Raw genomic sequence first — 26,499 nt, 5'->3', positions numbered from 1 at the left:
TACAGGACAGACTATATCATCACCTACAGCATTACCTGGTTAGGTGCTCCGCTTTTCGAACGCCAATCGCTTGCGCTCTACTCCCAAATGGGATAGTCGTTAGGCTTTTACTTATCTTAATTCAGAAAGTCTCTTATTACTTTATGTTGTCCGATAACTCTGCTATACAAAATAATAAGATACATTCTGAACTTTTATATTTTCATTCTAAGATAAGATTTAGCACGGTAGGTTACCTCAAACTTGAGGCTTTCCCCGTTTAACGGAGTGTTCGACTAGCATTTCTACTAGAAGGTGCTACATATTTAACACAAGTTCGACATCTTCACAGTTCCAATATCCTTCAATGGATGCTGGTTATTTGCATTTGATTTAAACATTAAGTATGGATAACCAGACTCAAGCTGGATCATAGCGATTTTAATCAGCATATCACGTGCACTAATATCTAGTGGCTTCTTCTTCACTTTCGGATTGCTCATTAATTCATCGTACATTTCATCAATATCTATATCATCTAAATGTTTTCCGTACTCTTTAAATACTGTATAAGGCGCGAAAACATGGAAAGGTTCGTTTTTCTCAGCAAGTTCAAAGAACTTACTTGGAACGATAATTCCGATTGATAGAGACTGAATACGGCTCTTCTCATCGGCATTTATTTTTTTTGTATCAAGGAATTCAATAATATCCCAATGGAAAATGTTTAAGTATACAGCACCGGCACCTTTTCGTTGGCCAAGTTGATTCGCATATGAAAACGAATCTTCAAGCAATTTCATAACAGGTACTACACCACTTGCGGCGTTATCAATACCTTTAATTTGCTCACCACGTGCGCGTAGCTTAGATAAGTTTAAAGCTACTCCACCACCGATTTTCGATAATTGCATTGCAGTATTAATGTTAAAGCCAATTGAATTTAAGCTATCATCCATCTCTAACAAGAAACAAGACACCATTTCTCCTCTTCTGCTTCTTCCCGCATTTAAAAAGGTTGGTGTCGCTGGTTGGTAGTTTTGTTTTACAATCATGCTTGCGAAGTGTTTTGCCTTCGCAACATCACCGCGTCCTAAGTATAATGACACAATTGCTACACGATCTTCATAGCTTTCTAAGTATTGTTTTTGATCATTCGTTTTTAACGCATAATCTTTATAGAACTTAGATGCTGCCATATAAGATTGGAACTCGAAGTTTTCACCATAAGCGATGTTATATACTCCCTCTACTTCCTCCAAGCTATACTCGTCCAGAACGTTGTAATAGTAATCGTGTTCTTTCATATACTCCATTCGCTCTGCCACGCTATTAAAATGAACGGTATTCTCTCTAGCTTCTTCCATAAAGACTTCTAACGCCTCTTTATCTTTATGAAGCTGATAAAAACCGTCCTGCATTTGCGTGATTTCATTATTCAGTTCAATGTGTCGCAATCTCCCGCACCCTTTCTTTAAAATATTCTACATCATTATTTGTTCCAGATAACTCAAATTTTGATACAATAGGCACTTCATATTTAGTAGAAATTTTGTCAGCACTTGCACCGAACATGTCTCCCCAATTACGATTGCCGCTTGCAGATACGCCTTTTAATTTTTCATTATTGCGTTCTAAAAAGTCTAAAACACGTTCCGGTACATTGCCAAAACCTGTTGTATACGTAATAAGAATAAAGTCTTCATCTAATACTAGAGCTTCATCAATTTGAACGGCCGGCATATTTAATTTGTGGATGAAACGCTTCACGTTTCCTGTCATAGAATCATATGCAACTAACATTTCCGACCCTCCCTCTCCAATATATATTCTCTGTATGTCGTTTCTTGTTTTCTCTATATATTGTATTACGTTTCAAAATAAGACACAAGATATATGTATAAAATCTTTATTTTTTTAACTTTTACTTTTCGACATGATCATCGTTTTTTTTCAATACAAAGACTATGAAACAACATTCTAAAACTCATGTCAATAAAGTGCTTTTCAAAAAAGTTGTCAACGCATTTAACCTCATTTTAAAAAAGTTAGCAATATTTTTTGTCGTAAAACAGTAAATGCTGGAGGATTATATTTCTCCAGCATCACGCAAAAAAGAACAGACATTAAACGATAATCTGTTCTAAACAACGATTACATTTATCAATTTTACTTTATTAAATATTATACATACTCTTTCGTTCCTCGTTACATACTAAAAGATAACTATTATAGAAAAAGATTATTATTATGGAACTTCAATTTATTTATGAAAAAAATTATTCCGGGTGCTCAATACGCAAAATATCTTTTATAAATATATGATGTGGATTCTCATCTTTATCGAGCATTGTACATACAGGAGCTTCTTCATCAAAGTATACGATCATTCCTTCTACGTACTGATATGTATGTTGAACTTGTACAGTTACTTTAATTTCTACAGCTTGCTCATATGCTCTTTTTATTTTCTGAAGCATTTTTGCTGAACATTTTCGTTTCTCTGGATACATAACCATTCCCATAAACCTATTCCCAGCTCTATCTTTCCACATATAATCCCAATGCGGTAAAATGCCTTGTTTAAAATCTCCCATAATTCTCCTCCCCTTTATCTTCTATTTATGAACGTGGTGTTTCTGAATATGTATAAATTACCTGTCCACCGCGCTGTGCGTTCCCGATAATATGTTTAAAATCTTCTCGACTTACAACAACTTCCCTGAACGTATAAAATACATCTTTCGTCGCAACATACTCCTTTATTTCACCATTTTTCAGCTGATCCAAAATTGCATTTGCTAATTGTTCATCCATGTATTTCACCTCTCTGCAATAGTTTATTTTATCGCATCTTCTATAGGTCGACAACGGTAAATTTATCCCGTTACTATTATGTAATTCACTTTCATTACTTTTATAGCTATATCACTTTATTATTTTCGCACTAAATATCATATACTAACATAGCTACTTCTCTATATCAAACTTTTTGATGCTCTGTATAACAAAGTTCCAATCCACTGTTTGTTATTTTATTTTATGCTACAATATATGCATAGAACTAGGAGGGATACTATGATTCGGAAAGCAAAAAAGACAGATGCGATAGGAGTAGCACCTTTACTGTATAACGCTCTGCACGAAATTGCTGAAAAAATCACAGGTAGCACAGTTGAAGCAAAAGTGATACTAGGACTTGAAACATGGTTCGCAAAAGAAAATAATCGATTGAGCTATGAAAACTGTTTAGTGGCTGAACAAGATGGAAAGGTAGTTGGAGTTATTGTCGTTTATCACGGTAGTGACGCTGAACAACTTGATGCACCAATCGTACACCACTTAAGAGAACTACATGAAGACGAATCCATTACGTTAGAAAAAGAAGCTGAATTTGATGAGTATTATATTGACACGTTGTCAGTTTCAAATATGTACAGTGGACGTGGCATTGGCTCTAAATTAATCGATGCAGCTGAACTTCATGCAACTGAAAAAGGTCATGAAAAAATCGCCTTACTTGTTAATTTAGAAAACAAACGCGCTTTTTCACTATATGAAAAACTTGGTTACAAAAAAGATAACATCGTTATGCTCGTTGGTGAACCGTATGCCCATCTAATAAAACCATTACGGTCATTAGTTTCTATATCTTAAAAGGACAATTCTTTTTGCTTGTTATGTAAAGAAAGAGGCTGCCAAAGGGACAGCCTCTTTTATGTTAAATTCGTATTTAATACATTTCCATCCATTGCCTCACGAAATGTATACGTTGTACATCCCCATGGCTTTCTATGGAAAATAGGCGAACCTGACCACCCCATTGCCCTCAGTTCAGTCCCAATCATCACATTAAAATAACTATGACCTACAAGAGCAATACGTCCGTGTACGAGCGCATAGCGGTGTAACATATTAGCAGCTTGCCTTGCTCTTTCTCGTACTTCCTTATAAGACTCAACATCCTTACTATAAGCAGCTATCCATAGTGTACGTCCAATAAACATCCATACATTAGGTTTACATTTCAACCATTTTGGAGCATAAAAACCTGTCGGAATTTCAGCTTCCCTAAAAAGAGGATTTTGCACAAAAGATAAAGAATCCATTAATTCGGTTGCTGATCGCACAGCACGCCTCTGATCACTCGTTACGACCAATTTCGCTGTTGTAATCGCCTCAATTGTTTCAATCGGTATATGAGCTTCTTTTACCGTAGTTCCTAAATCATATTGCTTCATCCATTCACGAAATGAAATAATTGTCATTGGCTCTATAGTACTGTCCAAACGACCATGACGAATAAAAGAAATTCGCATTCTTTCCACTCCCCATTCATCACTTACGAACTATATTATGTACTATTTCTTATTGCCATCATACCATGCATAAGAAGAAAGTTATATATCATTACATATCCCCACTACTATTATGCGTTATCGATGCATGCACACCATCCAGTCCATCAAAATATGTAGTTGTTTCATGTTGACGCATTTTCTTCAACTGTATATAAGAAAATAAAAATAATAAAATCGCTATAAAGCTCCCCACAATTTCAAACATCATTTTACCGCCCCTAATTTCTCCTACTTTAGTAGGTCATTGTATCTTTTTTATTATACTCCCATATAAAGATGTATGCATTTTCATCATTCCTCTCCTAACAATATTTTTTTACATATTTTCTTACAAAAAGTGAATATTTTTTGAATTTTTACTTTGGAAACATTTACAAATTAGTAAATATAGTTCAAAATAAGAGGAAATAAAAAAAGCCCAAATTATTCTTTTTTGGGGAAAACTGTAACAAGGAGAGTTGCTTATGCAGATCGCAGAAACTGGAGATATCATTGAATTTAAAGGTGGAATGCAAGGCCGTGTTCAAAAAGTAAATCAAAATTCCGTTATTGTTGATTTAACAATTATGGAAAATTTCAGAGAACTAGATATGGAACCTCTTACAGTTGTAAGCCATAAAAACTATACTGTCATTAATCAACATGCATAATATAATAGAAAGAAAGGATCTGTATATCATACAGATCCTTTCTTTCTATATATATTAACGATTATCAACTGTTTCTGGATATAGATCGTGATTCATCATACGGTAGTCTGCCATTTTCTCATACTTAGTTCCTGGGCGACCGTAATTACAGTAAGGATCGATTGAAATCCCACCACGTGGTGTAAATTTCCCCCATACCTCAATATAACGTGGATCCATTAATTTAATTAAATCATTCATAATAACGTTCATGCAATCTTCGTGGAAGTCACCATGATTTCGGAAGCTAAATAAATATAGCTTTAAAGATTTACTCTCTACCATTCTTTGTTCTGGAATGTAGCTAATATAAATTGTTGCAAAATCTGGTTGTCCTGTTTTCGGACATAAACTTGTAAATTCAGGACAATTGAATTTTACAAAGTAATCACGATTTGGATGGTTATTATCAAATACCTCTAAAATTTCTGGACTATATTCAAATAAATATTTTGTATTTTGATTTCCTAATAATGTTACATCTTTTAAATCTTCATCTAATCTTCCTGCCATTTTAAACATCCCTTCTCATTATACGCCGCGTTTATTTCCCCATACTAACGCATGAAGCTGAGGCAATACTTTCGCATCATTCATTTCTTTACAATTAACAGCTTTTTCAATAAGCCACTCATACTTATCTAATAATTTTTTAATAAGCATTGCATCATCCACTGTTTTCGTATCATCGTTCCCTACTTGTAAGAAAAATGGTACATCCGGATAACGTTCGTGCATCTTAACTGCATATTCAAAGTCATAATCATCGAATACGACTACTTTTAAACTAATATCTTTTCCTGCTAGTTTCTGAATAACATCATCTAACTTCTGAAAATCTGTTTTCATTGTTGAACTTGGTGGTTTTGGCGAAATCGTTACCTCATCAATTTGAAGTAACCAATCTTGCCATTTACTCCCTTGTGTTTCGATCGCCGTTCGCATCCCATTTTCTTTTAATATAGAAAGAAGCGACTCAATATTTTTCAATAAAACAGGATTTCCACCCGAAATCGTAACATGAGAGAAATTTTCTCCTCCAATTTCAACAAGCTCATTCCAAATGTCTTCCGCTGGCATTTGTCTAATTTGATCTTTCGCCGATCCATCCCACGTAAAAGCCGAATCACACCAAGCACAGCTATAATCACAGCCCGCTGTACGGATAAACATTGTCTTTTGTCCTACAACCATTCCTTCACCTTGAATGGTCGGACCAAATATTTCTAAGACGGGGATTTTACTCATCGAGCATCCACTCCCGTCTCACTTCCGCATAACTAGTCGGTGTCTCAAATAGACGAACAAATTCAACACGCGCTCCTTTGTATTCATTCGCACGATTATCTTTTGTTAATGCTTCTGCCATCTTTTCATAAATCCAAACTACCATATTTTCAGCAGTCGTATTCATTGCTGGTAATGTTTCATTTAAATAACGATGATCTAAATAAATTTCTATTTCATTTTTCCAAATTTCTTTTATATCTCCAAAGTCAATTGCAAGTCCTATTTCATTTACATATCCACTAATTCCAAATACAACTTTATATGTGTGGCCATGTAAATTTTTACATTTACCTTCATAACAGTGTAAATGGTGTGCTGCATCAAATGTAAATTCCTTGCTGACCATTACTCTTTTATTATGATATTGAAGTTGTTCACGCTGAATATCCTTGTCCATTTTTTGCAAATTTTCTACGATGCGAAATCCAAAAAAGTTATCCATTAGTTGTTCGCTCCTTCGCGTTCTTGTAAGTACGTATCTAATCCTGCTTTACGAAGTTGACATGCTGGACATTCACCGCAACCATCACCAATGATTCCGTTATAACACGTTAATGTTTTTTCTCGAACAAACTCGAATGCTCCAAGTTCATCAGATAATTTCCACGTCGCTGCTTTATCAATCCACATAAGCGGTGTATGAATAACAAACGGATAATCCATGGATAAATTTAAAGTAACGTTTAACGATTTCACAAACACGTCACGGCAATCTGGATAACCACTAAAATCAGTTTCACATACACCCGTTACAATATGACGTGCTCCAACTTGTTTTGCTAATACAGCAGCAAATGATAAGAATAATAAATTTCGTCCATCTACAAATGTAGATGGCAATTCACCTTCTTCATGTGTAATCTCCATATCCGTTCTCGTTAACGCATTTGGAGCAAGTTGATTTAATAGACTCATATCTAGTACCGTATGTTTAATTCCTAGCTCTTTCGCAATTTCCACTGCACAATCAATTTCTAACTTATGACGTTGATTGTAATTAAATGTTACAGCTTCTACTTCTGCAAACTGCTCTATCGCCCAAAATAAACATGTTGTACTATCTTGTCCACCACTAAAAACAACAACTGCTTTTTCTTTTTTCATTTCACTCATTCTCCTTCTCTACTACGAATAAGAAGAAAGAACGTTCTTGAACTGTCACAATAAAAAAACAAAACAATACCTAAGGATATTGTTGTTTCCATAGTTTTTTATAGAGGGAGTTCGCGAACCTCTCCCATGCGGTGCATGGAATTTCTTCTTTCATTGACAAAACATATTGTAACATATTGTATACTACCAGAAAAAATTTCTGATTTTTCCGCCATTTCATATCTCATTTCTCTCATTTTATAGTATGATTAATTTAATGTGAGAAGAGAGGAGGCATTCCACTGAAACTCTTTATTATTTACCTCTTTTTAAATATATTATTCATTCTCGTTACGATGCTTATATATCACTTATTTTGGAATCAAAAAGGAAAACGGTCTCCTAAATTAAATTCAGCTATATTTATTGTATTGTGTTGCCTCGCTACCATACTATGTATCACATTTGCAGCAAAAACAAATAATGGTTTTCAATTTGATATGCGTCATATCGTATTAATTGTCGGTACATTAACAGGAGGACCTATTGCTGGTGGTTCTATCTTAGTTGTATTAAACATATATCGCGTATTATTAGGAGGAGTCGGTGTTTTCCCATCCATTATTGCTTCTATTCTTCTATTTACGATTCTATTGTTAACGTACAAACTATTTAATCGCAGCTCAAATCATATAAAGATTCTACTTGCTATTTTTTATAGCATCGCCTATGGAATTGGTTGGATACCTTTTTTCCTTGCAGAAGTAGCAAATAAGACCGAGTATATACCACATATTATTATATATGAGCTATGCACTATGATTGGTACCATTCTTATTTTGTATTTGCTACATATACTCCAAATGCAAATTCGTCTACAAAATGAACTTATGAACGCTGAAAAATTTCATTTAATCGGCGAAATGGCGGCTTCTATCTCGCATGAAATTCGTAATCCTTTAACATCTACGAAAGGTTTTTTACAACTATTGCAGTCCGGTACATGTACTGAGCAAGAACGGAAATTATATATCGATATAGCCATTAACGGTATCGAACAAGCAAATCATGTTCTTACAGACTACTTAACTTTTGCAAAACCGAGTATTGAAAAAGAACAACAATTACAAGTAGAGGATGAGTTACTTCATGCGTTATCTTTAATTACACCTCTCGCCAATTTAACAAATGTTCGTATGCATTACATAAAACAAAGTACATCTTTCTTTATAGCTGGTGAAAGGCAAAAGCTGAACCAATGCTTATTAAATATTTTAAAAAACTGCATTGAGGCTATGCCTAACGGTGGTGACCTTATTCTTACATTAGTTCCAGACCATAAACATATACAATTGTATATAAAAGATACAGGCGTTGGTATGGATCCAGAACAAGTAAAACGCCTCGGGTCCCCCTTCTACTCGACGAAAGAAAAAGGGACCGGACTCGGGATGATGGTCGTCTTCAGTGTCATTCAAGCAATGAATGGAAAAATTGATATTATTAGTGAAAAAGGAACAGGTACAACATTTTTATTAACTTTCCCAATCATACAAAAAACGTGATGAAATTCATCACGTTTTTTCTGTTCCTTCAACTAATTCTGCAAAAGCTTTTACTTTTCCATGTGGTTTTTGATTCTCTTTCCGAGCTTTCCAAGCGCGCTCTTCTTCTCTCTTTTTCTTTGACATACTTTTCAACTCCTTTTCTCTTCTCCATGTAGTATTCCAAAATGAGAAAGAAAACTATGCATGAGTAAAAAAGGAAAAGAAGCGGTTCACCGCTTCTTTTCCTTTTTCCCACTATTTGAGCGCATCCCGATTGGTAAAGAATAATAATCAATGCGGAATGCCACCCAATGATTAAAGTTTCACTTTATCGCTGTAAAATTGCATGTTTTGCTTCTTTTAACTGTGTAAGATGCCTTTGTTCGTGCAAATCCAGAAATTGAACCCATTGGTATAAATTCAAATCATTAAAAATAGGATGTTTCAATCCATTTTCAAATAATTCTTTTTCATCTATCACACTATGAAGTGCATGTAATAATTCTTGTCGTGAATGTTCTAGTAATTGAATTCCTTGCAGTTTTTTCATTAATGTCTCTGTTGGTTTCATTTGTTGAGGAGCTTCCCGTTTATATGTGCGATCAAGCGTAAGTTGGAGGTCTTTAAATGGAGCAAGCTTTCTTTCTTTTTTTTGCAAAGCATATACAAGGGCAGATGTGACAGACTGTTCAACTAAATGTAAATGATGCAAAATTTGAATAATACTCCATTTATCACGACGTGGCTTTACATTCACCTCAGTATCATTTAACATTTCAATTTCTGATAACAGCGTGCTTCGTGTAGACTGTAATGAGTGGACTAAAGTTTCTAAACTAACATCCATATTAGATTGAAGCATAATGCTTTCCCCCCTTTTGTTGGTGAAAAGAGGTGCTCCTTATTAGAAACACCTCTTAAATAATTCTGAATTTTCTTTTATTATCTCATCATTTTTCCATTATGTCGATGTTAAACATGTGAAAAAAAGCGCATGTTTTTTACAATTTTGTGTCGTCAACAGCACGTAACCACGCTTCAATTTCTGTAATTACACTTTTTACACAACCTTCAGCAAATGGCGATGTTAAATTTGCAACTTCTACTAATTCTAAGAATGATTTACTTCCACCTTGCTGACAAAGATTCACATAATCTTCCCAAGCCTCTTGTCTATTATCTCTTGCACGTTTCCAAAATTGCAGCGCACAAATTTGAGCTAACGTGTAGTCAATATAATAGAACGGTGAGCTATAAATGTGACCTTGACGTTGCCAGAAACCACCACGCTCTAAATAATCATTATCTTCATAATCACGATGTGGTAAATATTTCTTCTCTATGTTACGCCATGCTGACTTACGTTCTGCTGGCGATGCTTCTGGATTCTCATATACATAATGTTGATATTCATCTACAGATACACCGTACGGTAAAAATAGAAGTGCTGAACTTAAGTGTGAGAAATAATATTTTTCCGCATCTTCTTCAAAGAATAACTTCATCCATGGCCATGTAAAGAATTCCATACTCATTGAATGGATTTCACACGCTTCATATGTTGGCCAATTGTATTCTGGAATTTCATACTTACGACTTTCATATACTTGGAAAGCATGACCAGCTTCATGTGTTAGTACATCAATGTCACCAGACGTTCCATTAAAGTTTGAGAAAATGAATGGCGCTTTATAATTTTCAATATATGTACAATATCCACCACCAGCTTTTCCTTTTTTCGCAACTAAATCTAATAAATCATTATCTAGCATGAAATTAAAAAATTCATCTGTTTCAGCTGATAATTCTTTATACATCGTTTTCCCGTGATTAATAATCCAATCCGCATCACCTTTTGGAGTTGGGTTACCTGTAGCAAACTCAAAGTTTTCATCATAATAAGCGAGCTTTTCTACACCAATGCGTGCTTTTTGTCTATTTCTTAACTCTGTTGCAACCGGAACGATATAATCTAATACTTGCTGGCGATAGTTCGCAACCATTTCAGCATTATAATCTGTACGATACATTCTCGCATATCCTAATTCAACAAAGTTTTTAAAACCAAGTGTTTTTGCAATTGTTGTTCTCACTTTAACAAGCTCATCATAAATACGGTCTAACTCTTCCTCATTCCCGGCTAAAAATCCGTAGTATGCTTCACTTGCTGCTTTACGTTCGCTTCTTTCTTTTCCTTGCATGAACGGAATAAGTTGTGATAATGTTCTTTCTTCTCCTGCAAAGTCAATTTTTGCAGATGCTAACAACTGTGTATATTGTGAAGACAATTTATTCTCTAATTGCAAATCTTTCACTACTTCATCTGAATATGTTTTTAAATCACATTCAGCTAAAGCAAATAATTGCTTTCCATAATACGCTTCTAATTCTTCACGGAATGGAGAATTCATTAACGCCTTATAATATTTTGTTCCGTAGCCTTGTACAACCGGGGAGTATTCATCAAAGAAATCTTGCTCTTCTTTATAAAAAGCATCTGTCGTATCAACAGAATGACGAATGTAACAAAGATTCCCCATTGTACCAAAATCATTGCGAATTTCATTGATTGAATTAATTACTTGTTTTTGTTCTTCAACCGTTTTTGCATTATCGAACTTTTCTAAAGAAACAGTAAACTTCTCTTTTAATTCTTCAATATTTGGCCGTTTATATTCATAGTCTTTAAATGACATGAACGCGCCCCCTCTCCATTATATGTATCATTACTATAATTCAATGCTTACTTACAAATATCCTCTTATTTTTCAGCAAAATACAGTAGATACTGTCATGATTACATGTAAACAAAAAAGCCTTGGATTTCTTTATCCAAAGCTCCTTTGGAACATATTGTTATTTTTCATACTTTCCAATCTTTTTTAATAGATCAAGTAATTCATCCTTTTCATCTTTCGTTAACATTTCGAAAGACTGATGTATAACTTGCTCATGCCCAGGAAAAATAGAAGCAATAAAGCTCTCTCCAGACTCCGTTAATTGTGCATAAATAACACGTCTATCATTCGGGCACGGGATTCTCTTTACTAGTCCTTTTTTCTCTAGCTTATCTACAACGTATGTAATGCTGCCACTAGCTATTAAAATACGCTCACCGATTTGCTGAAGTGGTTGGCCTCCTTTATGATATAGTAGTTCTAATACAGCAAACTCAGTTGGATTTAATCCGTTACTTTGTATGGATTTATTTGTAGTATCCATAACAGAACGATGTACACGGGATAATGCAATAAATACTTTTAAAGATTGAGAAATATCTGCTCGCTCATTATTTGATGTCATACCATTTCAACCCTTCACTTAAATTCTCCACAACAAAAAGAAAAGCAATGTAGTACTTCATTACAATTTCCGAATGAATATTCACTCATCCCTTTTCCTCTCCCTAATGTAATGCAAATGATTCTTGAATAAAAACATGACAATTTTAACATAGTTTATATATAATGATAATAAAAAAGAAGGAGTACCAAATTTGAAATTCAAATTACAAAGCATAGTTTTTTACATACTGCTTGTTATACTGCCAACGATAGGGATTGGTGCCGCATTTTTTTCGTATCACACTTATCAAATGAAACAGGGAAACAAATTATCTGCTCATACTGTTCTCTTTTTATATAGAGACTATTTAGACCATCACCTTGGTGAAGCGATTTCTGCCTTAGAAATGCTCGCAAAAGTCGTAGGTACCGAGACTGGTAACATAAATGGAATTAAACAAATTGTACATGATACAGATGGAAACGATGCACGATTTTCTGGTCTATATTACGCTACACCAGAAGGAATCATTACAATCGCATCAGAAGGTGAATCAAGGCCTGTAGACGTCTCAGACCGTAAGTATATTCAAGACGCATTACAAACTAAGAAAACAACTGTATCATCTGTCATTACAGATCGCGTCCTTGGACATCAAGCTATTATGATTGCCTCGCCAATATTTAATAAACAAAAGGAACTCTCTGGGTTATTGTTAGCTAGTTTACGCTTTGACTACATTTCATCCTCTTTAAATGCTATTAAACCACAATATCATTTCGAAGTAACTGATAAACATGATGTAGTTTTTCTAACCGATGATAACAATGAAACAAGTGATGAGCATTCTAATATGCTTACTACCCCACTCCAAAGATTAAACTGGAAGGTCTCCGTTTCTCCGTTACCTATTCATCAACAAACCTTATACCAGTTAGTTTCAATAGAATGTATAGCTACTTTATTTTTAATGTCTATTTTATTTTTACTCGCTCAATATATGTTATTAAAACGGCAAACAAAACTAGAAAGACAACAAAATGAACTACAGAAGATTGAATTGGTTGGAACTTTTGCGGCTAGTACAGCTCACGAAATCCGTAATCCCCTTACTGGAATTAAAGGACTCGTTGCTCTATTAAAAGAGAAATATAGAGATGAACAGGATCAGTTCTACTTTTCAGTAATTGAACAAGAAATTGAACGTATTAATGAAATTGTAAGCGAATTTCTTATTCTTGGAAAGCCGACTGCCATCATTGAGCAAACATATGATGTAAGAACGATTCTTAATGAGGTAGCATTAATTATTCAATCTGAGGCGAATCTACATAACATTGTATTTCATTTACATTTGCCAGACCACCCTGTTCATATACTTTGCTCAAAAGACCATATGAAACAAGTGGTTTTAAACATTACAAAAAATGCAATTGAAGCTATGGCTTCTGGTGATACATTAACCATTGTAGTAACAAACAATGAAAAACACGCACAACTGCAAATTATTGATACTGGAAAGGGAATTCCAAAACATATTCAAAAACACCTCTTTCATCCGTTCTTTACTAATAAAGATACTGGAACAGGTCTTGGGCTTGTCATATGTAAACGAATTGTAGAGATGTACAACGGGCATATATTTATTGATAGTAAAGAAAACAAAGGAACGACAGTTCATATAGAGATTCCATTACACATAGTATAATTATCCTTATCCAAAAAGGATAATTATACTTATTTCATAAAACCAGCCACAAGCATTCTCCAAAAATTGCTCGATTTGCCTTCATACCCAATTTGAAAAATAGGGCCCTTTATAATTGAAATCCATTTCGGTGTTTGTTTTTCTTTGTAACGCTGATACTGTACGATAAGCTTGTCCAATTCTTGACTAACTTGAATGGTCTCCATACTGTTTAATCCACTTGTTAATCCTAAATGAATCATTTCTTCACGTTTCATATGAATATCATGCGAAAGCTTTTCTAATGTGTACTTCCTTTTTACATTAAACATCCATATCCCCCTTATTATTCTTCCATGCTCTAAACGTCTCTTCTACTTTAGCCCTTTAAGCATTTAATCCTATTTGAAGAATCAGAAAATTTAACATTTTCCCCCTGTAATTTACAAATCTTTACCCTCACTTTGAGAATTATTACAAATTATTCTATCTTTGTAAATACATTCGCAATAATAGACATTTTTTTCATCTTCTTTTTTTGTAAATGCTCAGTAAACAGTGGGTTCTCTATTTTTAATGTACTTTTCTTCGACATTTTTTGTTTAATTTATGTGAAAACGCAAAACATAATGATGATTGATAAAGTGAAACTTTAATCAGTAGGGATTTTTCTCCCTCCAACTGATTATTAGCCCTCACCAATCGGGCGTTTACGGGCAGTGGATCTCCCACCTAACTTCTTTGCTCTAGCCGAATTTTGAGGTGGGAATATTACTGCCCGCAAATAGCGGGATAAAATAGAAAGGAAATATTTAAATGCGCAAATATACTATTACATTTCTCGTCTTCACCCTGTTCATACCCTTCTTCCTATTTCCTATTCAAGCAAACGCTCATACGAATAAAGTTGCTATTGTCATCGATGATTTCGGCAATAATATGAAAGGAACTGATAGGATGTTATCACTTCCTATTCCACTCACTATTGCTGTTATGCCATTTCTTCCTTCTACTAAACAAGATGCAATAGCTGCCCATAAAAAAGGGCATGAAGTTATTATACATATGCCCATGGAGCCAATTAGAGGAAAAAAAGAGTGGCTTGGACCGAAAGCGATTACAACAGATTTAAGCGATGAAGAAATAAACAATCGACTCGAACAAGCAATTCAAGAAATACCTCATGCAATAGGAATGAACAATCATATGGGATCAAAAGTAACCGCTGATGAAAGGATTGTACGTCTTATACTTTCTGCCTGTAAAAAACACGGTTTATTTTATTTAGATAGTAAAACAAATCCTAATAGTGTTGTCCCAAAAATCGGTAAAGAATTAGGGGTGTCTATCATTGAAAATCAATTATTTTTTGATGATGTATATACGGCAAGTCATATTTCAAGACAAGCCCAATTACTCATCAAAAAAATTCAAGAAAAACCAATCATGGTAGCTATCGGGCACGTTGGTCCTCCAGGTGAAATTACATCACGTGTTATTGAAACTTCTATTCCTAAAGTTCGCGAACATGCAGACTTCATTTTTTTATCTGATTTAGTATTATCTCCACCTCCTGTTTCAAAATAAGATTCATTTCTCGTACTAAAAAAGGTAGCTATCTACATATAACAGATAGCTACCTTTCCTTTTTAACTTAAATATGATCTACATGACTCACCCTAAATCCCTTTTTCTCTATCTTTTCAATTAATTGCTTTAATCTTTTTTCATTTAACTCATCTGATATATTTACGATAATACGGCGAATATATTGATCACCATTATCAAGCGTAAACAGTCCACCTATATTGTATGCCTTTAACAATGTCCCCAGCTCTTTAATTGTTCCCTTACAATCTTGTGTTGCAATTGTTAATATATAACCACCCGTCCGCATACCGAACGAATCTTCAATAACATCAAATACATTAGAATGTGTTAAAATACCGACAAATTCATTATATTCATTTAAAACCGCTAAAAACGGGAGACGACGAATCACGTAAAAAGCTCTAAAAAAAGAATCCTTTTCAAAAATAAACGAATTTGAATCTTCCAGCACATCTCCTGTACTTACATGCTCTAATCCGCTATTACACTTCTTCTCTAAAAGATCTACTTTATAAATAATCCCCGTGAATTCCTTCTCATCTTCTGCTAATACGGGGATCGCCCGAAATCCCGTTTCATTCATAATTTGCAAAGCCTTTTCACCAGAATCATTCGTTTTGCAAAATGTCACCTGCTGTTTTGGCAGAAAATGATATTTAACTCGCAAAATATGTTCCTCCTTACATGTCAACATGTAATCTATATATAATAAGGAGATCTATATTTTATGAGTGAAATTTACTTTTAAAACGCTTTCATTTTTATATAATGGTAACCACTATGAATACACCTTTATATAACAGAACTTTTTGCCCCTTTTATCATTAAAAGCTTTACGTGATAGTTCATTAAATATTCTATACCTTCCAACCATTTTTTCGCTTCTTCTGGTGATTTTCCCCACACAATCATTCCGTAATTATGAACAAGGACTACTCCTCCACCTTCAGTAAAATTCGGAACATTACTTTCCAATAAATCAGCGAATTTTTTTTCATCTTCTACAATTGGAATTGTCATTTCTGTAATGCCTTCTTTGCCAAAAACACGTTCCACGCTGCGTTTTTCGAATGTTACTTCTCCTTCTTTCCCATATAGCTCTGACATTAAATGACTATCTACAGTCTGTACTTGCAAAATACATTCTGCACTGCTTTTTTTATAAATATCCGCATGCATAAACGACTCTGAAGCTGGTTTTTCTTCGTTTTCAAATACTGGCTCACACATGCAATTTACTACAATAAAGTCTTCTTCAGAAAATACTCCTTTATCTCTTCCCTCTACATTTATCAAAAATGTTAATGGCTCTTTTGACGTACACATCGATAAACTAATTTTTGTACCATAAAACCAATCGCGAAGTGCCAGTTCTGCCTTCACATCTTTTAATTCGTTCCATTTCTTCAGAAAAAATAACATTTCGTCACCCCCGGCGTAATATTAATATAATGTTCAAATCCTTTCTATGTAAAAGGAATGTTTTTTGATTATTCTAAAAATTTAATTGAATTATCACACGAGAATGCCTTTTTGTCAATATGGTTTCAGCACCTCTCGGAAAAATAGACATATCACCTATAAGTACTCCTGTCTATTTCTTACTTGATTTTGTACATATAAAAAATACGTTATTCTTCTTATTAAAGAATAACGTATTTTTCTCATTTATTATTTTTTTATTGCGTTATATAAAAATTGTGCATATTGTTCACGTGTTACGAAATTATCCCCTAAAAAGTTCCCATTCCCGTCACCTTTTGATATGTTATTATCCTCTAAAGCTTTCACATATCCTTCTGCCCAATGACCAGTTGGTACGTCTTTAAAGTTCTCCAAATTACTTTCATTTGCTTTTAACTGAAATACTTTTTGTAATACTACTGACATCTCGTACCTAGTTAATACTCCTTCTGGACGAAACTTCCCTGTACCATCTCCTTGCATAATTCTAGCTTGTGCAACTGTAGCAATATCTTGCTCAAACATATGCCCTTTCGTATCTGTAAACATTTCTTTCTGCTCTACTTTATTTTCTAATTTCAAATACCTTTGTACTAAAGATGCAACTTGTCCACGGGTAATATTATCCCCAAATCCAAATTGTCCATTTCCATATCCTTTAAAAATATTTTCTTTCGCTAAATAATTAATTGCTTCTTCTGACCAATGTCCTTTTGGTACATCTTTAAATTCTACTACTTCTACTTTTTCATCTTCTTTAGAAGTGTTATCTCCTTTACTTTCTACTACATTTTGAATTACAGATCCTGTAAAGAAGATTCCTGTATCCGCAAATGGATCTTTCACTCCAAATTCATATACTTTCTCACCTGGTGTACTCCATTTCACTACATCATTACTATACGTACCACCATCACTCTTCAGACGGATTTTTGTAGATACCTCGCCGTCTTTCTCGTATATAGGTACTTTTACTTCTTTATTTACTTCTGTATCCTCTAAAAAGACTTTTTGGTTTTGAACATTAATATAAGCTTTCTTACTTAGTTCTATTACTGGTCTAACATCACGGATTTCATTTGCAACAAAACTTAAATATACTAACTTATTCAAATTACTAACTGGCGATAAGTCTGAAATATAATTTGCTTCTAAATCAAGCTTTTGTAAGTTTACTAGATTTGATAATGGAGTAATATCCTTTAACTCATTATTAGGTAAATCTAATTCTGTAAGCTGAGTCATTTTAGCAAGTGGTGTCACATCTTCAATTTGATTACCTGCTAAAGTTAAGTATGTTACATTTTTCAACGCGCTTAATGGAGCAACATTCGTAATTTTATTATCTGCTAAATTCAAGTAATCTAGTTGTTCCATTTTCGCTAATGCTGTTACATCTTCTATTTGGTTGCCTGATAGATATAAACTTTTTACATTTTTCATTTCAATTAGTGGTGCAACGTTTGTAATTTTATTATTACTCAAATCAAGAGATTCTAAATTATCCATCTTAACAAGTGGTGTTACATCTGAAAATTCATTACCACGCAAAGCTAAATGATTTAATTGCTTTAAATTCGCAAAGAACGACGGATCTGTTATCTTCGCATTCGCAACTGTTAAAGATTTTAAATTTGGCATATATTTTAATGCACTATAATCAAGAATCTCATTCGTGTTTAAAAACAAGTCCTTTACTTGTAATAACTCTTCTTTCGTAATTGGTGTATTTAAATCTTTTCTATTAAATACTTTTTTATTAACAAGTTCTCTTAATTTGTTATCTGTTATCATATTTTGATTATCAACTGGATTATCTGTTTCCGTATTGCCTGAATTAGAGTTATCATCTGGTTTCTCTGTTTCTTTGTCGCTTACAGTTGGATCTTTAATTTCAAATTGAACTTGATATTTGTGATCGTATCCAATAGCTGGAATAAGTATATGCATTTGCATATTATGCTTCTTCTCAAATTCACCAATTTCAAATTGAACTACTTTCGTCCCATTTTTCCTCTTATCTTCTGACAAAACTTTTACATCATGAAATACACCAGGCTGGTTTCTATCTTCTATTCTAAGATATTGAAAATAATCGCTATCTTGCATTGTTACAGTAACAATTTTTTTCCCGTCTTCAATTGCTACTTTAGGATTTTTTATGTACTGAGAAACCATAGATGGCTCATCTTTTTGATCCTTATATATTTTAATCTCAGTATCATACGTGCGATCACTGGCTGCTGCTAACGACTGGTTTGCTTCAATTTTTATTGCTGCTAACGCTGGAGTAGAATACGCAGCAAATGGAATAGCCAATGTGGTTGCTACTACTAGAGCTTTAATATAACTTTTTTTCAAAATAATATCCCCTTGTCTTATATATATTTTAATTGATAATACCTATCAATTACTAACGTAATAAATGATAATGAATCTCATTATCATTATCAATGAGAATATTACATTGAGTTTATATTTCCATAGATAAAAAATTAAAAACCCTTTACTCAAAGGGCTTTTTTACCTATCGTATGAAGAATTTCACTTTTTTCCTTTTCATTAATAACACCAATTTTTTGCAAAATGTTTGCATACAATACAAGTTTATTATATATCCGTTCTGACATACTTCCCCTTCTTTCCTTCGACCAACTTTTTTTGTATTGGTAAATTATATGAACGAGATGAGAAAATGTGTCCACTTTTTGCATAAATACAAATCTTTTATTTTGTTACTTGCTGATAGTAAAACTCCCACCTAAAAATTAGGCGGGAGTCTAGAGGTATTCAATTCATTTAGCACATTGTCCATTGAATATTATGCTTTTTGACTTCTTCTTCAAAACTATAAGGCATTTTCTTATCACAAATGATATGTTGAATATGAGAAAATGCTGCTATTCTATAATTCCCTTTTACGCCTACCTTTGTATGATCACATAAAATATATGTTTTCTCAGCTAGCTTAATCATCGCTTCTGACAGTTTCGCCTTTTCTAATTCAAAGCTAGAAACCCCAAAACCTGGCAACAACCCATCAATCGAAACGAATGCTTTATGAAAATGAAATTGATGGATTACTTGCTGTGAAATAGACCCTGACACCCGTGAATGTTTTGGAGATACTTTTCCACCAATAAATAAAACCTCACCGTGAAACATCTTTTTATTAATAGAAGATATTAATTGTGTCGCTACTGGGAAAGAGCTCGTAACAATCGTCAAATTTTTACGATGAACAAGATACGGTACCATTTGAAGTGGTGTACTTCCATCATCAATTGCAATAACATCTCCATCTTCTACAAACGTTGCTGCCTTATACCCAATTCTTTTCTTTTCTTCTATATGCAGCATCTCTCGTTCTAACATTGGTGCCTCTATTCCAGCTCCCGGAAGTTGAACGGCTCCACCATACACTTTCTTCAACTTTTTTTCACGATCTAATTCTTCTAAATACCGGCGAATCGTCTCTGTTGATACAGCAAACTCTCTCGCTAATTCTGAAACTTTTACTTTCCCTTTAAACTCTACCTTCTCAAGAATTGTTCGCTTTCTTTCTTCACCTACTACAGACATAGCCTCACCCCATTTATATCTACCTCATAAACTGCCTTACTTATACAAAGTTATAATTTTCTTTGTAAGTAGAAACCTCTTCATGAATATGAATACCACGCTTTTCTAATTCGTCAAAAATGATTTGTGGATTTTCAAAAGCTTCTTCAGGAGTAATAACACCGACTTTATTAACTACTCCTTTTGCAATTAACTCTGTAGCGACTCCGAATGGGATTCCAACATTTCTTGTATAAGCTCTTAATTTCTCCCAACCTACTACAGAACCGTCAGATAGCGGATGTGTATGATATAACACATGCCTTTGTTTTTGATTATTTTTCATACCTACTACTTCTACATGAAGTGCATAACCATAAAGCTCTGTTTCTTGTCCTTCTTTCGATTTTAGTAGATACTTCGAAATACAATCCATAATACCTATTTCTTCACCATTTATTTCAATTTGATCATTACGCAATATACCATAATCATATAAAGCACGAATGAGCTGCATATTTTGCTCAGGCCAAGTACCTCTCGTTTCTATCAGCCCAACACCTTTGTCCTCCAGCGCCTTCGCCAACGTAATCGTTTCTGAATGCGGGATTATATACTGCGTTGTTTTTCCGTAAGGCGCTGGTAATTCAATTTCTCTTGGGCGCGCAAACGGAGGTACTTGCTGAAATTCACCGCCTTCATACACTGTACGCGATGGTAAATGTGGATCATATTCATATGTCGTTGTTTCTGTAATTGATGCTGAAAAAGCAATTGGGCGATATGAGCCATGGCTTACTCGAACTGACTCTACAGTATCTAGCTGATTTGCTGCATGCATAGCCATCATTTGCGTTACACCTGGCGTCATACCAAAACCAGGTAAACATGTTTTTCCGTTTTGAACAAATATAGAATGGGATTCATTCTCTTCACCAAATCCATTCAAGTTCACACCGTGACAGCCGGCATCTGCAATACAACGAGTGGACAATCCATTTAACTTTATCGTCGTGCCATCCATTACAATGTCATAGCCTTTCATTTTTGCAACAGTATCCTCATGATTTGTCACATCGACTTTTACAAAATCAACGCGAGGATCATTTAACCACTCTACTACTTTTCGGCCTTCCTCTTCATTAAAATCGGCGACCGTAATCGTCTCAAAAGATGAAAATTGAACTAAATCTAAAATTGCTTCACGACAAATTTTACCTGCTCCACCTAAGCAAAATACTTTCACCCTATAACAACCCCTTTAGCAATACTATCAACTAAACGATTAATGTCTTCTTCATGTACATCACCGATATTTCCAATACGGAACGTATCTACTTTCGAAATTTTCCCTGGGTAAATAACAAATCCGTACTGCTTTAATTCGTTATATAATTGCTGAAATTCAAATCCTGCTTCTGGATAAATGAAAGATGTAATAATAGGAGATTGATATTTTTCATCTACTAGTGGATTAAATCCGATTTCTTTCATTCTATTCACTAATAGTTTTTGATTGTTATAATATCGATTGTAACGTGCTCTTACTCCGCACTCTTTTTCTAGTTCCAGGAGCGCTTGATAAAAAGCGTGTACAACATGTGTAGGTGACGTAAAACGCCATTTTCCATTTTGGTTTTCCATCGTTTCCCACTGATCGTATAAATCTAAAGATAATGAACGTGCCTGCCCTTGACACTTCAACAATTCATCACGCTTTGCGATAACAAAGCCGAATCCAGGCACACCTTGAATACACTTATTCGCACTACTAATTAGAAAGTCAATTTGCATCTCAGCGATATCTATTTCAATACCACCGAAACTACTCATCGCGTCAACCAGTGTAACTTTTCCGTATTGTTTTCCCAATTTACATACGTCTACAATTGGATTAATAATACCTGTAGTTGTTTCACAATGAACAACTACAATATGTGTAATCTCTTTATCTTGTTGCAATAACTGTTCTACTTCTGCAATATTAGTAGGCTCCCACTCTTCTGTTTGACTGACCACCACATCTATATGTAACATCTCTGCCATTTGTACAATCCGCTTACCGTACGCACCATTTGTACAAACTAGCAGCTTTCCGTTTGTAGGAATAACAGAACCGATTACTGCTTCAACCGAAAACGTACCGCTTCCCTGCATTAAAACTGTTGTGTACTTTTCTTCTTCCTTTGTTGCTAACGATACAAGCCTATTTCTTACATCTTGCACCATCGTGTTATATTCAACATCCCACGTACACCAATCATATAACATAACTTCTTTTACAGTTTTTGTTGTCGTTAATGGTCCTGGCGTTAATAATAAGTAGTGATTTTCATTCATGATCCTATGCCCCTTTTATGAAATAATAAGTTCTTGTTTCTCGATATGTTCCAGTACGTTTTTGATTTCCTGCATCGTTTCAATCGTAAAATGTGCCCCATTTTCAATGAAACGATTACGAACTATCTCCATTTTTTCACGAAGCTCTAACAGATCCATATTCTCAACTTCCTCTTCCGTTAAACCGAGCTCACTACTGCCAAGAATTACACCAACTGTCCACATTCCAGCATTTCTACCCTCTTTCATATCTGACACGGTGTCTCCAACTTTTATCATATGATTCATTGGATATACACCAAGCTCCATCGCATTTTTATAGCACATCCACGGATAAGGACGCCCCGCTGGAACATCATCTGGCGTTACAAGAAAATCAGGTTTATATCCTTGTAGTGCTGCTTCTTTTTCTACAATGTCCATCATTTCTCTCGTATAACCAGTCGTTGAACCAATTTTAATTCCTCTTTCACGTAAAGAAGCAATCACTTCTTTTACTCCATTAATCGGCGACGCATAACGCGGTAAAATAGCGAAGAGAATCTCTTCAAATTCTTCATACATCTCCTGAATATCTGCTTCTGTTGGTAATTGTCCGAAAATACGATTCCACTCACTTGCAATACGAGGCATCTCTGTAAGTGCCCTTACATGATCTATTTTTAATAACCCCATTGGCTTACGGGCTTCTTCTGCTGTAATTTCAACACCGCGTTTATGGAAGATCTCCATAAATACTTCCAGTGGTGCAAAACATCCGTAATCAACCGTCGTACCAGCCCAATCAAAAATAACTGCTTCAATTTTCATTCTATTCATCACCCTTCTCACTTATCTTTTTTGCCATTGTGACGTTCGGTTACGAAGTGCTTTCGTTCCCCATTCATATACAACTCTTACTACAATATTTGTAACAACAATAAGTACACTCATTGCAGCTGCTGGTGCTACATTTCCTGCATCATCCATATTTACAATTGATACAGCAGCTAGTTTAAAATCAGCCGCATACAAGAACACGACTGCCGATACAGTTACCATTGAATTTACGAAGTAGTACATAACCATTTCTAAAATGGCTGGTAAACACATCGGTACCGTTACTCGAAAGAAAGTTTTATAAAACGGTATGCTCATCGACTGCGAAACAAGCTCAAACTCTCGGTCTAGTTTCTTTAAAGCCGTCGTTGCCGTAACGAATGTTACAGAGTAGAAATGAATGATATTTACTAATACTAAAATGGCAATTGTGCCATATAAAGAATGAAACGGATTTGTTATTGAAAGTCCTAGAATTTGAATTGTTGGTTGACTGAAGAAAAAGACATATCCTAATCCAAGTACTAATCCAGGAATCGCTAACGGTACAATTGAGAAGAAATAACCTACTTTTCTTAAAAATTGTAGCTGTTCTATTTTTTCAATCGCATAAGCGAACACAAATGTTAAAATCGCCCCGATAACTGCCGTAACGGCTGAGACAATTACACTATTTTTAAATGCTTCAAGTCCGTCTCCTGTCAAACTTGAAAAATTAAAATGCTCAAATGTAAAACTCATATTATATGGCCATACTTTCACACTTGCAGCAATACCAACTGCCACAAATAAAAGAATGATCATAAGCGTTACTACGCTACAATATACGAATGAAATAACATCTCTTTTCTTATTATTTATTATTCTGTAAGGTACTGCCTTTGAAGATAAGAGATTCGCCTGTTTCCTTTGCGTAATACGATCAACTGCAAATGAGAAAATAGCTGGGATTAATAAAATCATTCCGACAGTTGCGCCCATGGACATATTTTGCTGTCCAATTACTTGCTTATATACGTCAGTAGCAAGCACATTATATTGTCCACCAACAATTTTTGGTGCCCCAAAATCAGTGAAACTAAGTGTAAATACAACGAACATCGCACTAATTAATCCGTATTTCACACTAGGTAAAGTAACCGTAAGAAACTGCTTCGCTTTACTTGCACCTAACATATTAGAAGCTTCATATAAACGATAATCAGAACCTTGGAAAGCAATTAATAAAATAAGGAATGCTTGTGGAAATGTATACATAACTTCAGCCATTACAATTCCTACTGGTCCGTATAACGGTATTTGTATTCCTTCAAATAAACCAAACATCCCTTTTGTTATTAATCCTTGATTACCAAATAAATATGTAAGCGCAATACCGTGCATCATCGTTGGTGCGAATAATGGTAATAATGCTACATATTGAAATACGCGCTTTCCAAAAACATTGGTACGAGCAATCGCATATGCATAAGCGAACGCGAGTGTAACTGAAATAATTGTTGTAGCGCCCGAAATCCATATCGTATTTTGTAATGATTGTACTAGCGTTGGTGTTGTGAAATATTTACTGAAATTCGCAACACCAACGAAAGCTCCGTCTTTATCGTAAAAGGCTTGTGTAAATAGTTGTAATAGAGGCAATACAAGCATGATAAAAAATGAAAGAAGCATACCAATAATTAATAGTCTTTGTATCCACTCTTCTTTACCGATACGTCTTTTAATCTTTTTTTTCGCACTTTCCACCTTTAAATTTTCTAACATCTCCATCTATACAATGACCTTCTTTCCATATGACAACATATGATTTTCTGAGAAAGAGATTTGAATTGGCTTTCCTTTTCTAATAGCAGTTTCCTCTACTTCTGATGCCAATATATCCACTACAATTTTCTCGTTATAAAGGTGTGTTTTCTCTTCTATAACCCGCACTTCCGTCCGGTATACAGAGCCGCGAAATTCCATGCTTTCTACAACTGTTTTAATACCATTATTTTGTACAACTGTTACATGTTCCGGACGAATTGCATGTTCTTCGTTATTTTTCGAAAAGAAATTAATAGAACCAATAAAATCTGCCACAAACGGATTGGCTGGTCTTTGATAAATCTCCTCTGGTGTTCCAATCTGCATAATTTCCGCATGATTCATTACAACAATTTTATCAGCCATCGTTAATGCCTCTTCTTGATCATGCGTTACCATAATAGTTGTTACTCCCACTTTTTCTTGCAAATCGCGCATTTCTCTACGCAACTTTTCACGCACTTTTGCATCTAAAGCTGATAACGGCTCATCGAGTAACAAAATATCGGGAGACAGAGCGAGCGCACGTGCAAGTGCCACTCGCTGCTGTTGTCCACCAGACATTTGAGCAGGATATTTATCTTTTACATTCAGCAAATCAACAAGTTCTAACGCCGATAGCGCCTTCTCTTTTACTTCTGCTTTTCCATATTTTTTTGTCTTTAAGCCATATTCAATATTTTCAAGTGCTGTTAAATTCGGAAATAATGCATACGATTGAAACACCATTCCGAAGTTCCTCTTTCCGGGAGGTAATGCTGTAATATCTTTTCCATCCACAGCTATACTACCTGTTGTTGCCTCTTCTAGCCCTGCTAAAATTCGAAGCAATGTTGTTTTCCCACAACCACTTGGGCCTAATAAACATACAAACTCATTTTTTTTCACAGTAAAAGAAATATCTTTTAACGCTGTAAATGCATCAAACTGTTTTTGAATGTGTTGAATTGATAAATATTCGCTCATTT

28 protein-coding genes, 1 pseudogene and 1 riboswitch are annotated in these 26,499 nt (G+C 34.6%); of the genes and pseudogenes, 5 read left to right on the top strand and 24 right to left on the bottom strand.

All coding sequences use genetic code 11. The features are described from left to right. Positions 1–308: 308 nt before the first annotated feature. The 4 genes and pseudogenes from BAQ49_RS07255 to BAQ49_RS07235 all read right to left on the bottom strand — a co-directional run. Positions 309–1,436, bottom strand: a pseudogene (locus BAQ49_RS07255) (ribonucleotide reductase N-terminal alpha domain-containing protein); the annotation flags it as partial. Further along, a complete protein-coding gene (nrdI, locus tag BAQ49_RS07250) occupies positions 1,423–1,782 on the bottom strand; it encodes a class Ib ribonucleoside-diphosphate reductase assembly flavoprotein NrdI (RefSeq protein WP_000959445.1) in 360 nt (119 codons plus the stop codon). The pseudogene BAQ49_RS07255 and the gene nrdI, both read right to left, overlap by 14 nt. 476 nt (positions 1,783–2,258) lie before the next feature. Then, positions 2,259–2,576: a hypothetical protein gene (locus BAQ49_RS07240; protein ID WP_071744777.1), complete on the bottom strand. Its 318-nt coding sequence runs from the start codon at positions 2,574–2,576 to the stop codon at positions 2,259–2,261. A gap of 25 nt (positions 2,577–2,601) precedes the next feature. Continuing rightward, a complete protein-coding gene (locus tag BAQ49_RS07235; RefSeq protein WP_071744776.1) occupies positions 2,602–2,796 on the bottom strand; it encodes a protein YkzS in 195 nt (64 codons plus the stop codon). Positions 2,797–3,057: 261 nt separating this feature from the next. On the opposite strand from BAQ49_RS07235, the gene BAQ49_RS07230 reads away from it, so the two are divergent. Then, on the top strand, positions 3,058–3,636 hold the full coding sequence (locus tag BAQ49_RS07230; protein ID WP_071744775.1) for a GNAT family N-acetyltransferase: 579 nt from the start codon (positions 3,058–3,060) through the stop codon (positions 3,634–3,636). A 59-nt stretch (positions 3,637–3,695) separates the two neighbouring features. Here BAQ49_RS07230 and BAQ49_RS07225 read toward each other — a convergent pair whose 3' ends face one another. Next, positions 3,696–4,298 (bottom strand): histidine phosphatase family protein, encoded by a 603-nt coding sequence (locus tag BAQ49_RS07225; protein ID WP_071744774.1) that lies wholly within the window; start codon positions 4,296–4,298, stop codon positions 3,696–3,698. Between the two features lie 91 nt (positions 4,299–4,389). Next, positions 4,390–4,545, bottom strand: coding sequence for a hypothetical protein (locus BAQ49_RS32790; protein ID WP_098888881.1), 156 nt, complete (start codon positions 4,543–4,545; stop codon positions 4,390–4,392). A 259-nt stretch (positions 4,546–4,804) separates the two neighbouring features. On the opposite strand from BAQ49_RS32790, the gene BAQ49_RS07215 reads away from it, so the two are divergent. Then, positions 4,805–4,990: a YkvS family protein gene (locus tag BAQ49_RS07215; RefSeq protein WP_001165083.1), complete on the top strand. Its 186-nt coding sequence runs from the start codon at positions 4,805–4,807 to the stop codon at positions 4,988–4,990. A gap of 54 nt (positions 4,991–5,044) precedes the next feature. Here BAQ49_RS07215 and queF read toward each other — a convergent pair whose 3' ends face one another. The 4 genes from queF to queC are packed head-to-tail and all read right to left on the bottom strand — an operon-like array spanning position 5,045 to position 7,423. After that, complete coding sequence (gene queF / locus BAQ49_RS07210; RefSeq protein ID WP_000918893.1) at positions 5,045–5,542, bottom strand: preQ(1) synthase; 498 nt, start codon at positions 5,540–5,542, stop codon at positions 5,045–5,047. Positions 5,543–5,560: 18 nt separating this feature from the next. Then, positions 5,561–6,277 (bottom strand): 7-carboxy-7-deazaguanine synthase QueE, encoded by a 717-nt coding sequence (gene queE / locus BAQ49_RS07205; protein WP_071744772.1) that lies wholly within the window; start codon positions 6,275–6,277, stop codon positions 5,561–5,563. Then, positions 6,270–6,761, bottom strand: a complete 492-nt coding sequence (gene queD / locus BAQ49_RS07200; protein ID WP_071744771.1) for a 6-carboxytetrahydropterin synthase QueD — start codon at positions 6,759–6,761, stop codon at positions 6,270–6,272. The genes queE and queD overlap by 8 nt, the downstream gene beginning before the upstream one ends. Beyond that, positions 6,761–7,423 carry a 7-cyano-7-deazaguanine synthase QueC gene (gene queC, locus BAQ49_RS07195; RefSeq protein ID WP_071744770.1) on the bottom strand — a complete coding sequence of 221 codons (663 nt, stop codon included), beginning with the start codon at positions 7,421–7,423 and terminating at the stop codon, positions 6,761–6,763. Before queC ends, queD begins: the two co-directional genes overlap by 1 nt. A gap of 93 nt (positions 7,424–7,516) precedes the next feature. After that, positions 7,517–7,560: riboswitch (PreQ1 riboswitch) on the bottom strand. Between the two features lie 207 nt (positions 7,561–7,767). Between queC and BAQ49_RS07190 the strand changes: the two genes are divergently transcribed. Continuing rightward, entirely contained in the window at positions 7,768–8,976 is a 1,209-nt protein-coding gene (locus tag BAQ49_RS07190) for an ATP-binding protein (RefSeq protein WP_071744769.1), read from the top strand. A gap of 9 nt (positions 8,977–8,985) precedes the next feature. Here BAQ49_RS07190 and BAQ49_RS33455 read toward each other — a convergent pair whose 3' ends face one another. The 4 genes from BAQ49_RS33455 to BAQ49_RS07170 form a co-directional block, all read right to left on the bottom strand. Next, complete coding sequence (locus BAQ49_RS33455; RefSeq protein WP_000038354.1) at positions 8,986–9,102, bottom strand: DUF6254 family protein; 117 nt, start codon at positions 9,100–9,102, stop codon at positions 8,986–8,988. A gap of 184 nt (positions 9,103–9,286) precedes the next feature. Then, entirely contained in the window at positions 9,287–9,820 is a 534-nt protein-coding gene (locus tag BAQ49_RS07180) for a DinB family protein (protein WP_000941980.1), read from the bottom strand. Between the two features lie 139 nt (positions 9,821–9,959). After that, complete coding sequence (locus BAQ49_RS07175; RefSeq protein WP_071744768.1) at positions 9,960–11,654, bottom strand: M3 family oligoendopeptidase; 1,695 nt, start codon at positions 11,652–11,654, stop codon at positions 9,960–9,962. A 160-nt stretch (positions 11,655–11,814) separates the two neighbouring features. Next, positions 11,815–12,261: a MarR family winged helix-turn-helix transcriptional regulator gene (locus BAQ49_RS07170; protein ID WP_071744767.1), complete on the bottom strand. Its 447-nt coding sequence runs from the start codon at positions 12,259–12,261 to the stop codon at positions 11,815–11,817. A 193-nt stretch (positions 12,262–12,454) separates the two neighbouring features. Here BAQ49_RS07170 and BAQ49_RS07165 point away from each other — a divergent pair, with 193 nt between their 5' ends. Beyond that, positions 12,455–13,951: a sensor histidine kinase gene (locus BAQ49_RS07165; RefSeq protein WP_071744766.1), complete on the top strand. Its 1,497-nt coding sequence runs from the start codon at positions 12,455–12,457 to the stop codon at positions 13,949–13,951. 29 nt (positions 13,952–13,980) lie between these two features. Here BAQ49_RS07165 and BAQ49_RS07160 read toward each other — a convergent pair whose 3' ends face one another. Continuing rightward, positions 13,981–14,262 carry an aspartyl-phosphate phosphatase Spo0E family protein gene (locus tag BAQ49_RS07160; protein ID WP_071744765.1) on the bottom strand — a complete coding sequence of 94 codons (282 nt, stop codon included), beginning with the start codon at positions 14,260–14,262 and terminating at the stop codon, positions 13,981–13,983. Between the two features lie 484 nt (positions 14,263–14,746). On the opposite strand from BAQ49_RS07160, the gene BAQ49_RS07155 reads away from it, so the two are divergent. After that, a complete protein-coding gene (locus BAQ49_RS07155; RefSeq protein WP_071744764.1) occupies positions 14,747–15,517 on the top strand; it encodes a divergent polysaccharide deacetylase family protein in 771 nt (256 codons plus the stop codon). Positions 15,518–15,584: 67 nt separating this feature from the next. Here the strand turns inward: BAQ49_RS07155 and cbpA are convergent, their stop codons facing one another. The 9 genes from cbpA to BAQ49_RS07105 all read right to left on the bottom strand — a co-directional run bounded on the left by cbpA (position 15,585) and on the right by BAQ49_RS07105 (position 26,497). Next, on the bottom strand, positions 15,585–16,208 hold the full coding sequence (cbpA, locus tag BAQ49_RS07150) for a cyclic di-AMP binding protein CbpA (RefSeq protein ID WP_071744763.1): 624 nt from the start codon (positions 16,206–16,208) through the stop codon (positions 15,585–15,587). Positions 16,209–16,333: 125 nt separating this feature from the next. Then, positions 16,334–16,963, bottom strand: a complete 630-nt coding sequence (locus BAQ49_RS07145; protein WP_000895985.1) for a class II aldolase/adducin family protein — start codon at positions 16,961–16,963, stop codon at positions 16,334–16,336. 249 nt (positions 16,964–17,212) lie between these two features. Then, positions 17,213–19,366: an S-layer homology domain-containing protein gene (locus BAQ49_RS07140; RefSeq protein WP_071744762.1), complete on the bottom strand. Its 2,154-nt coding sequence runs from the start codon at positions 19,364–19,366 to the stop codon at positions 17,213–17,215. Between the two features lie 438 nt (positions 19,367–19,804). After that, positions 19,805–20,587 carry a DeoR/GlpR family DNA-binding transcription regulator gene (locus tag BAQ49_RS07130; RefSeq protein WP_071744761.1) on the bottom strand — a complete coding sequence of 261 codons (783 nt, stop codon included), beginning with the start codon at positions 20,585–20,587 and terminating at the stop codon, positions 19,805–19,807. Positions 20,588–20,627: 40 nt separating this feature from the next. Next, on the bottom strand, positions 20,628–21,812 hold the full coding sequence (locus BAQ49_RS07125; protein ID WP_071744760.1) for a saccharopine dehydrogenase family protein: 1,185 nt from the start codon (positions 21,810–21,812) through the stop codon (positions 20,628–20,630). Beyond that, complete coding sequence (gene phnW / locus BAQ49_RS07120) at positions 21,809–22,906, bottom strand: 2-aminoethylphosphonate--pyruvate transaminase (protein WP_071744759.1); 1,098 nt, start codon at positions 22,904–22,906, stop codon at positions 21,809–21,811. Before phnW ends, BAQ49_RS07125 begins: the two co-directional genes overlap by 4 nt. A gap of 15 nt (positions 22,907–22,921) precedes the next feature. Further along, the gene (phnX, locus tag BAQ49_RS07115; RefSeq protein WP_071744758.1) at positions 22,922–23,716 is read right to left on the bottom strand and encodes a phosphonoacetaldehyde hydrolase; all 795 of its coding nucleotides are present in this window, start codon (positions 23,714–23,716) and stop codon (positions 22,922–22,924) included. Positions 23,717–23,737: 21 nt separating this feature from the next. Then, a complete protein-coding gene (locus BAQ49_RS07110; RefSeq protein ID WP_071744757.1) occupies positions 23,738–25,495 on the bottom strand; it encodes a putative 2-aminoethylphosphonate ABC transporter permease subunit in 1,758 nt (585 codons plus the stop codon). Continuing rightward, complete coding sequence (locus BAQ49_RS07105) at positions 25,496–26,497, bottom strand: putative 2-aminoethylphosphonate ABC transporter ATP-binding protein (protein ID WP_071744756.1); 1,002 nt, start codon at positions 26,495–26,497, stop codon at positions 25,496–25,498. It abuts the gene before it with no gap. Positions 26,498–26,499: the final 2 nt, after the last annotated feature.

The organism is Bacillus proteolyticus (assembly GCF_001884065.1).
Taxonomy (GTDB): Bacteria; Bacillota; Bacilli; order Bacillales; family Bacillaceae_G; genus Bacillus_A; species Bacillus_A proteolyticus.
This window is presented reverse-complemented; position numbering and strand designations above follow the sequence as displayed.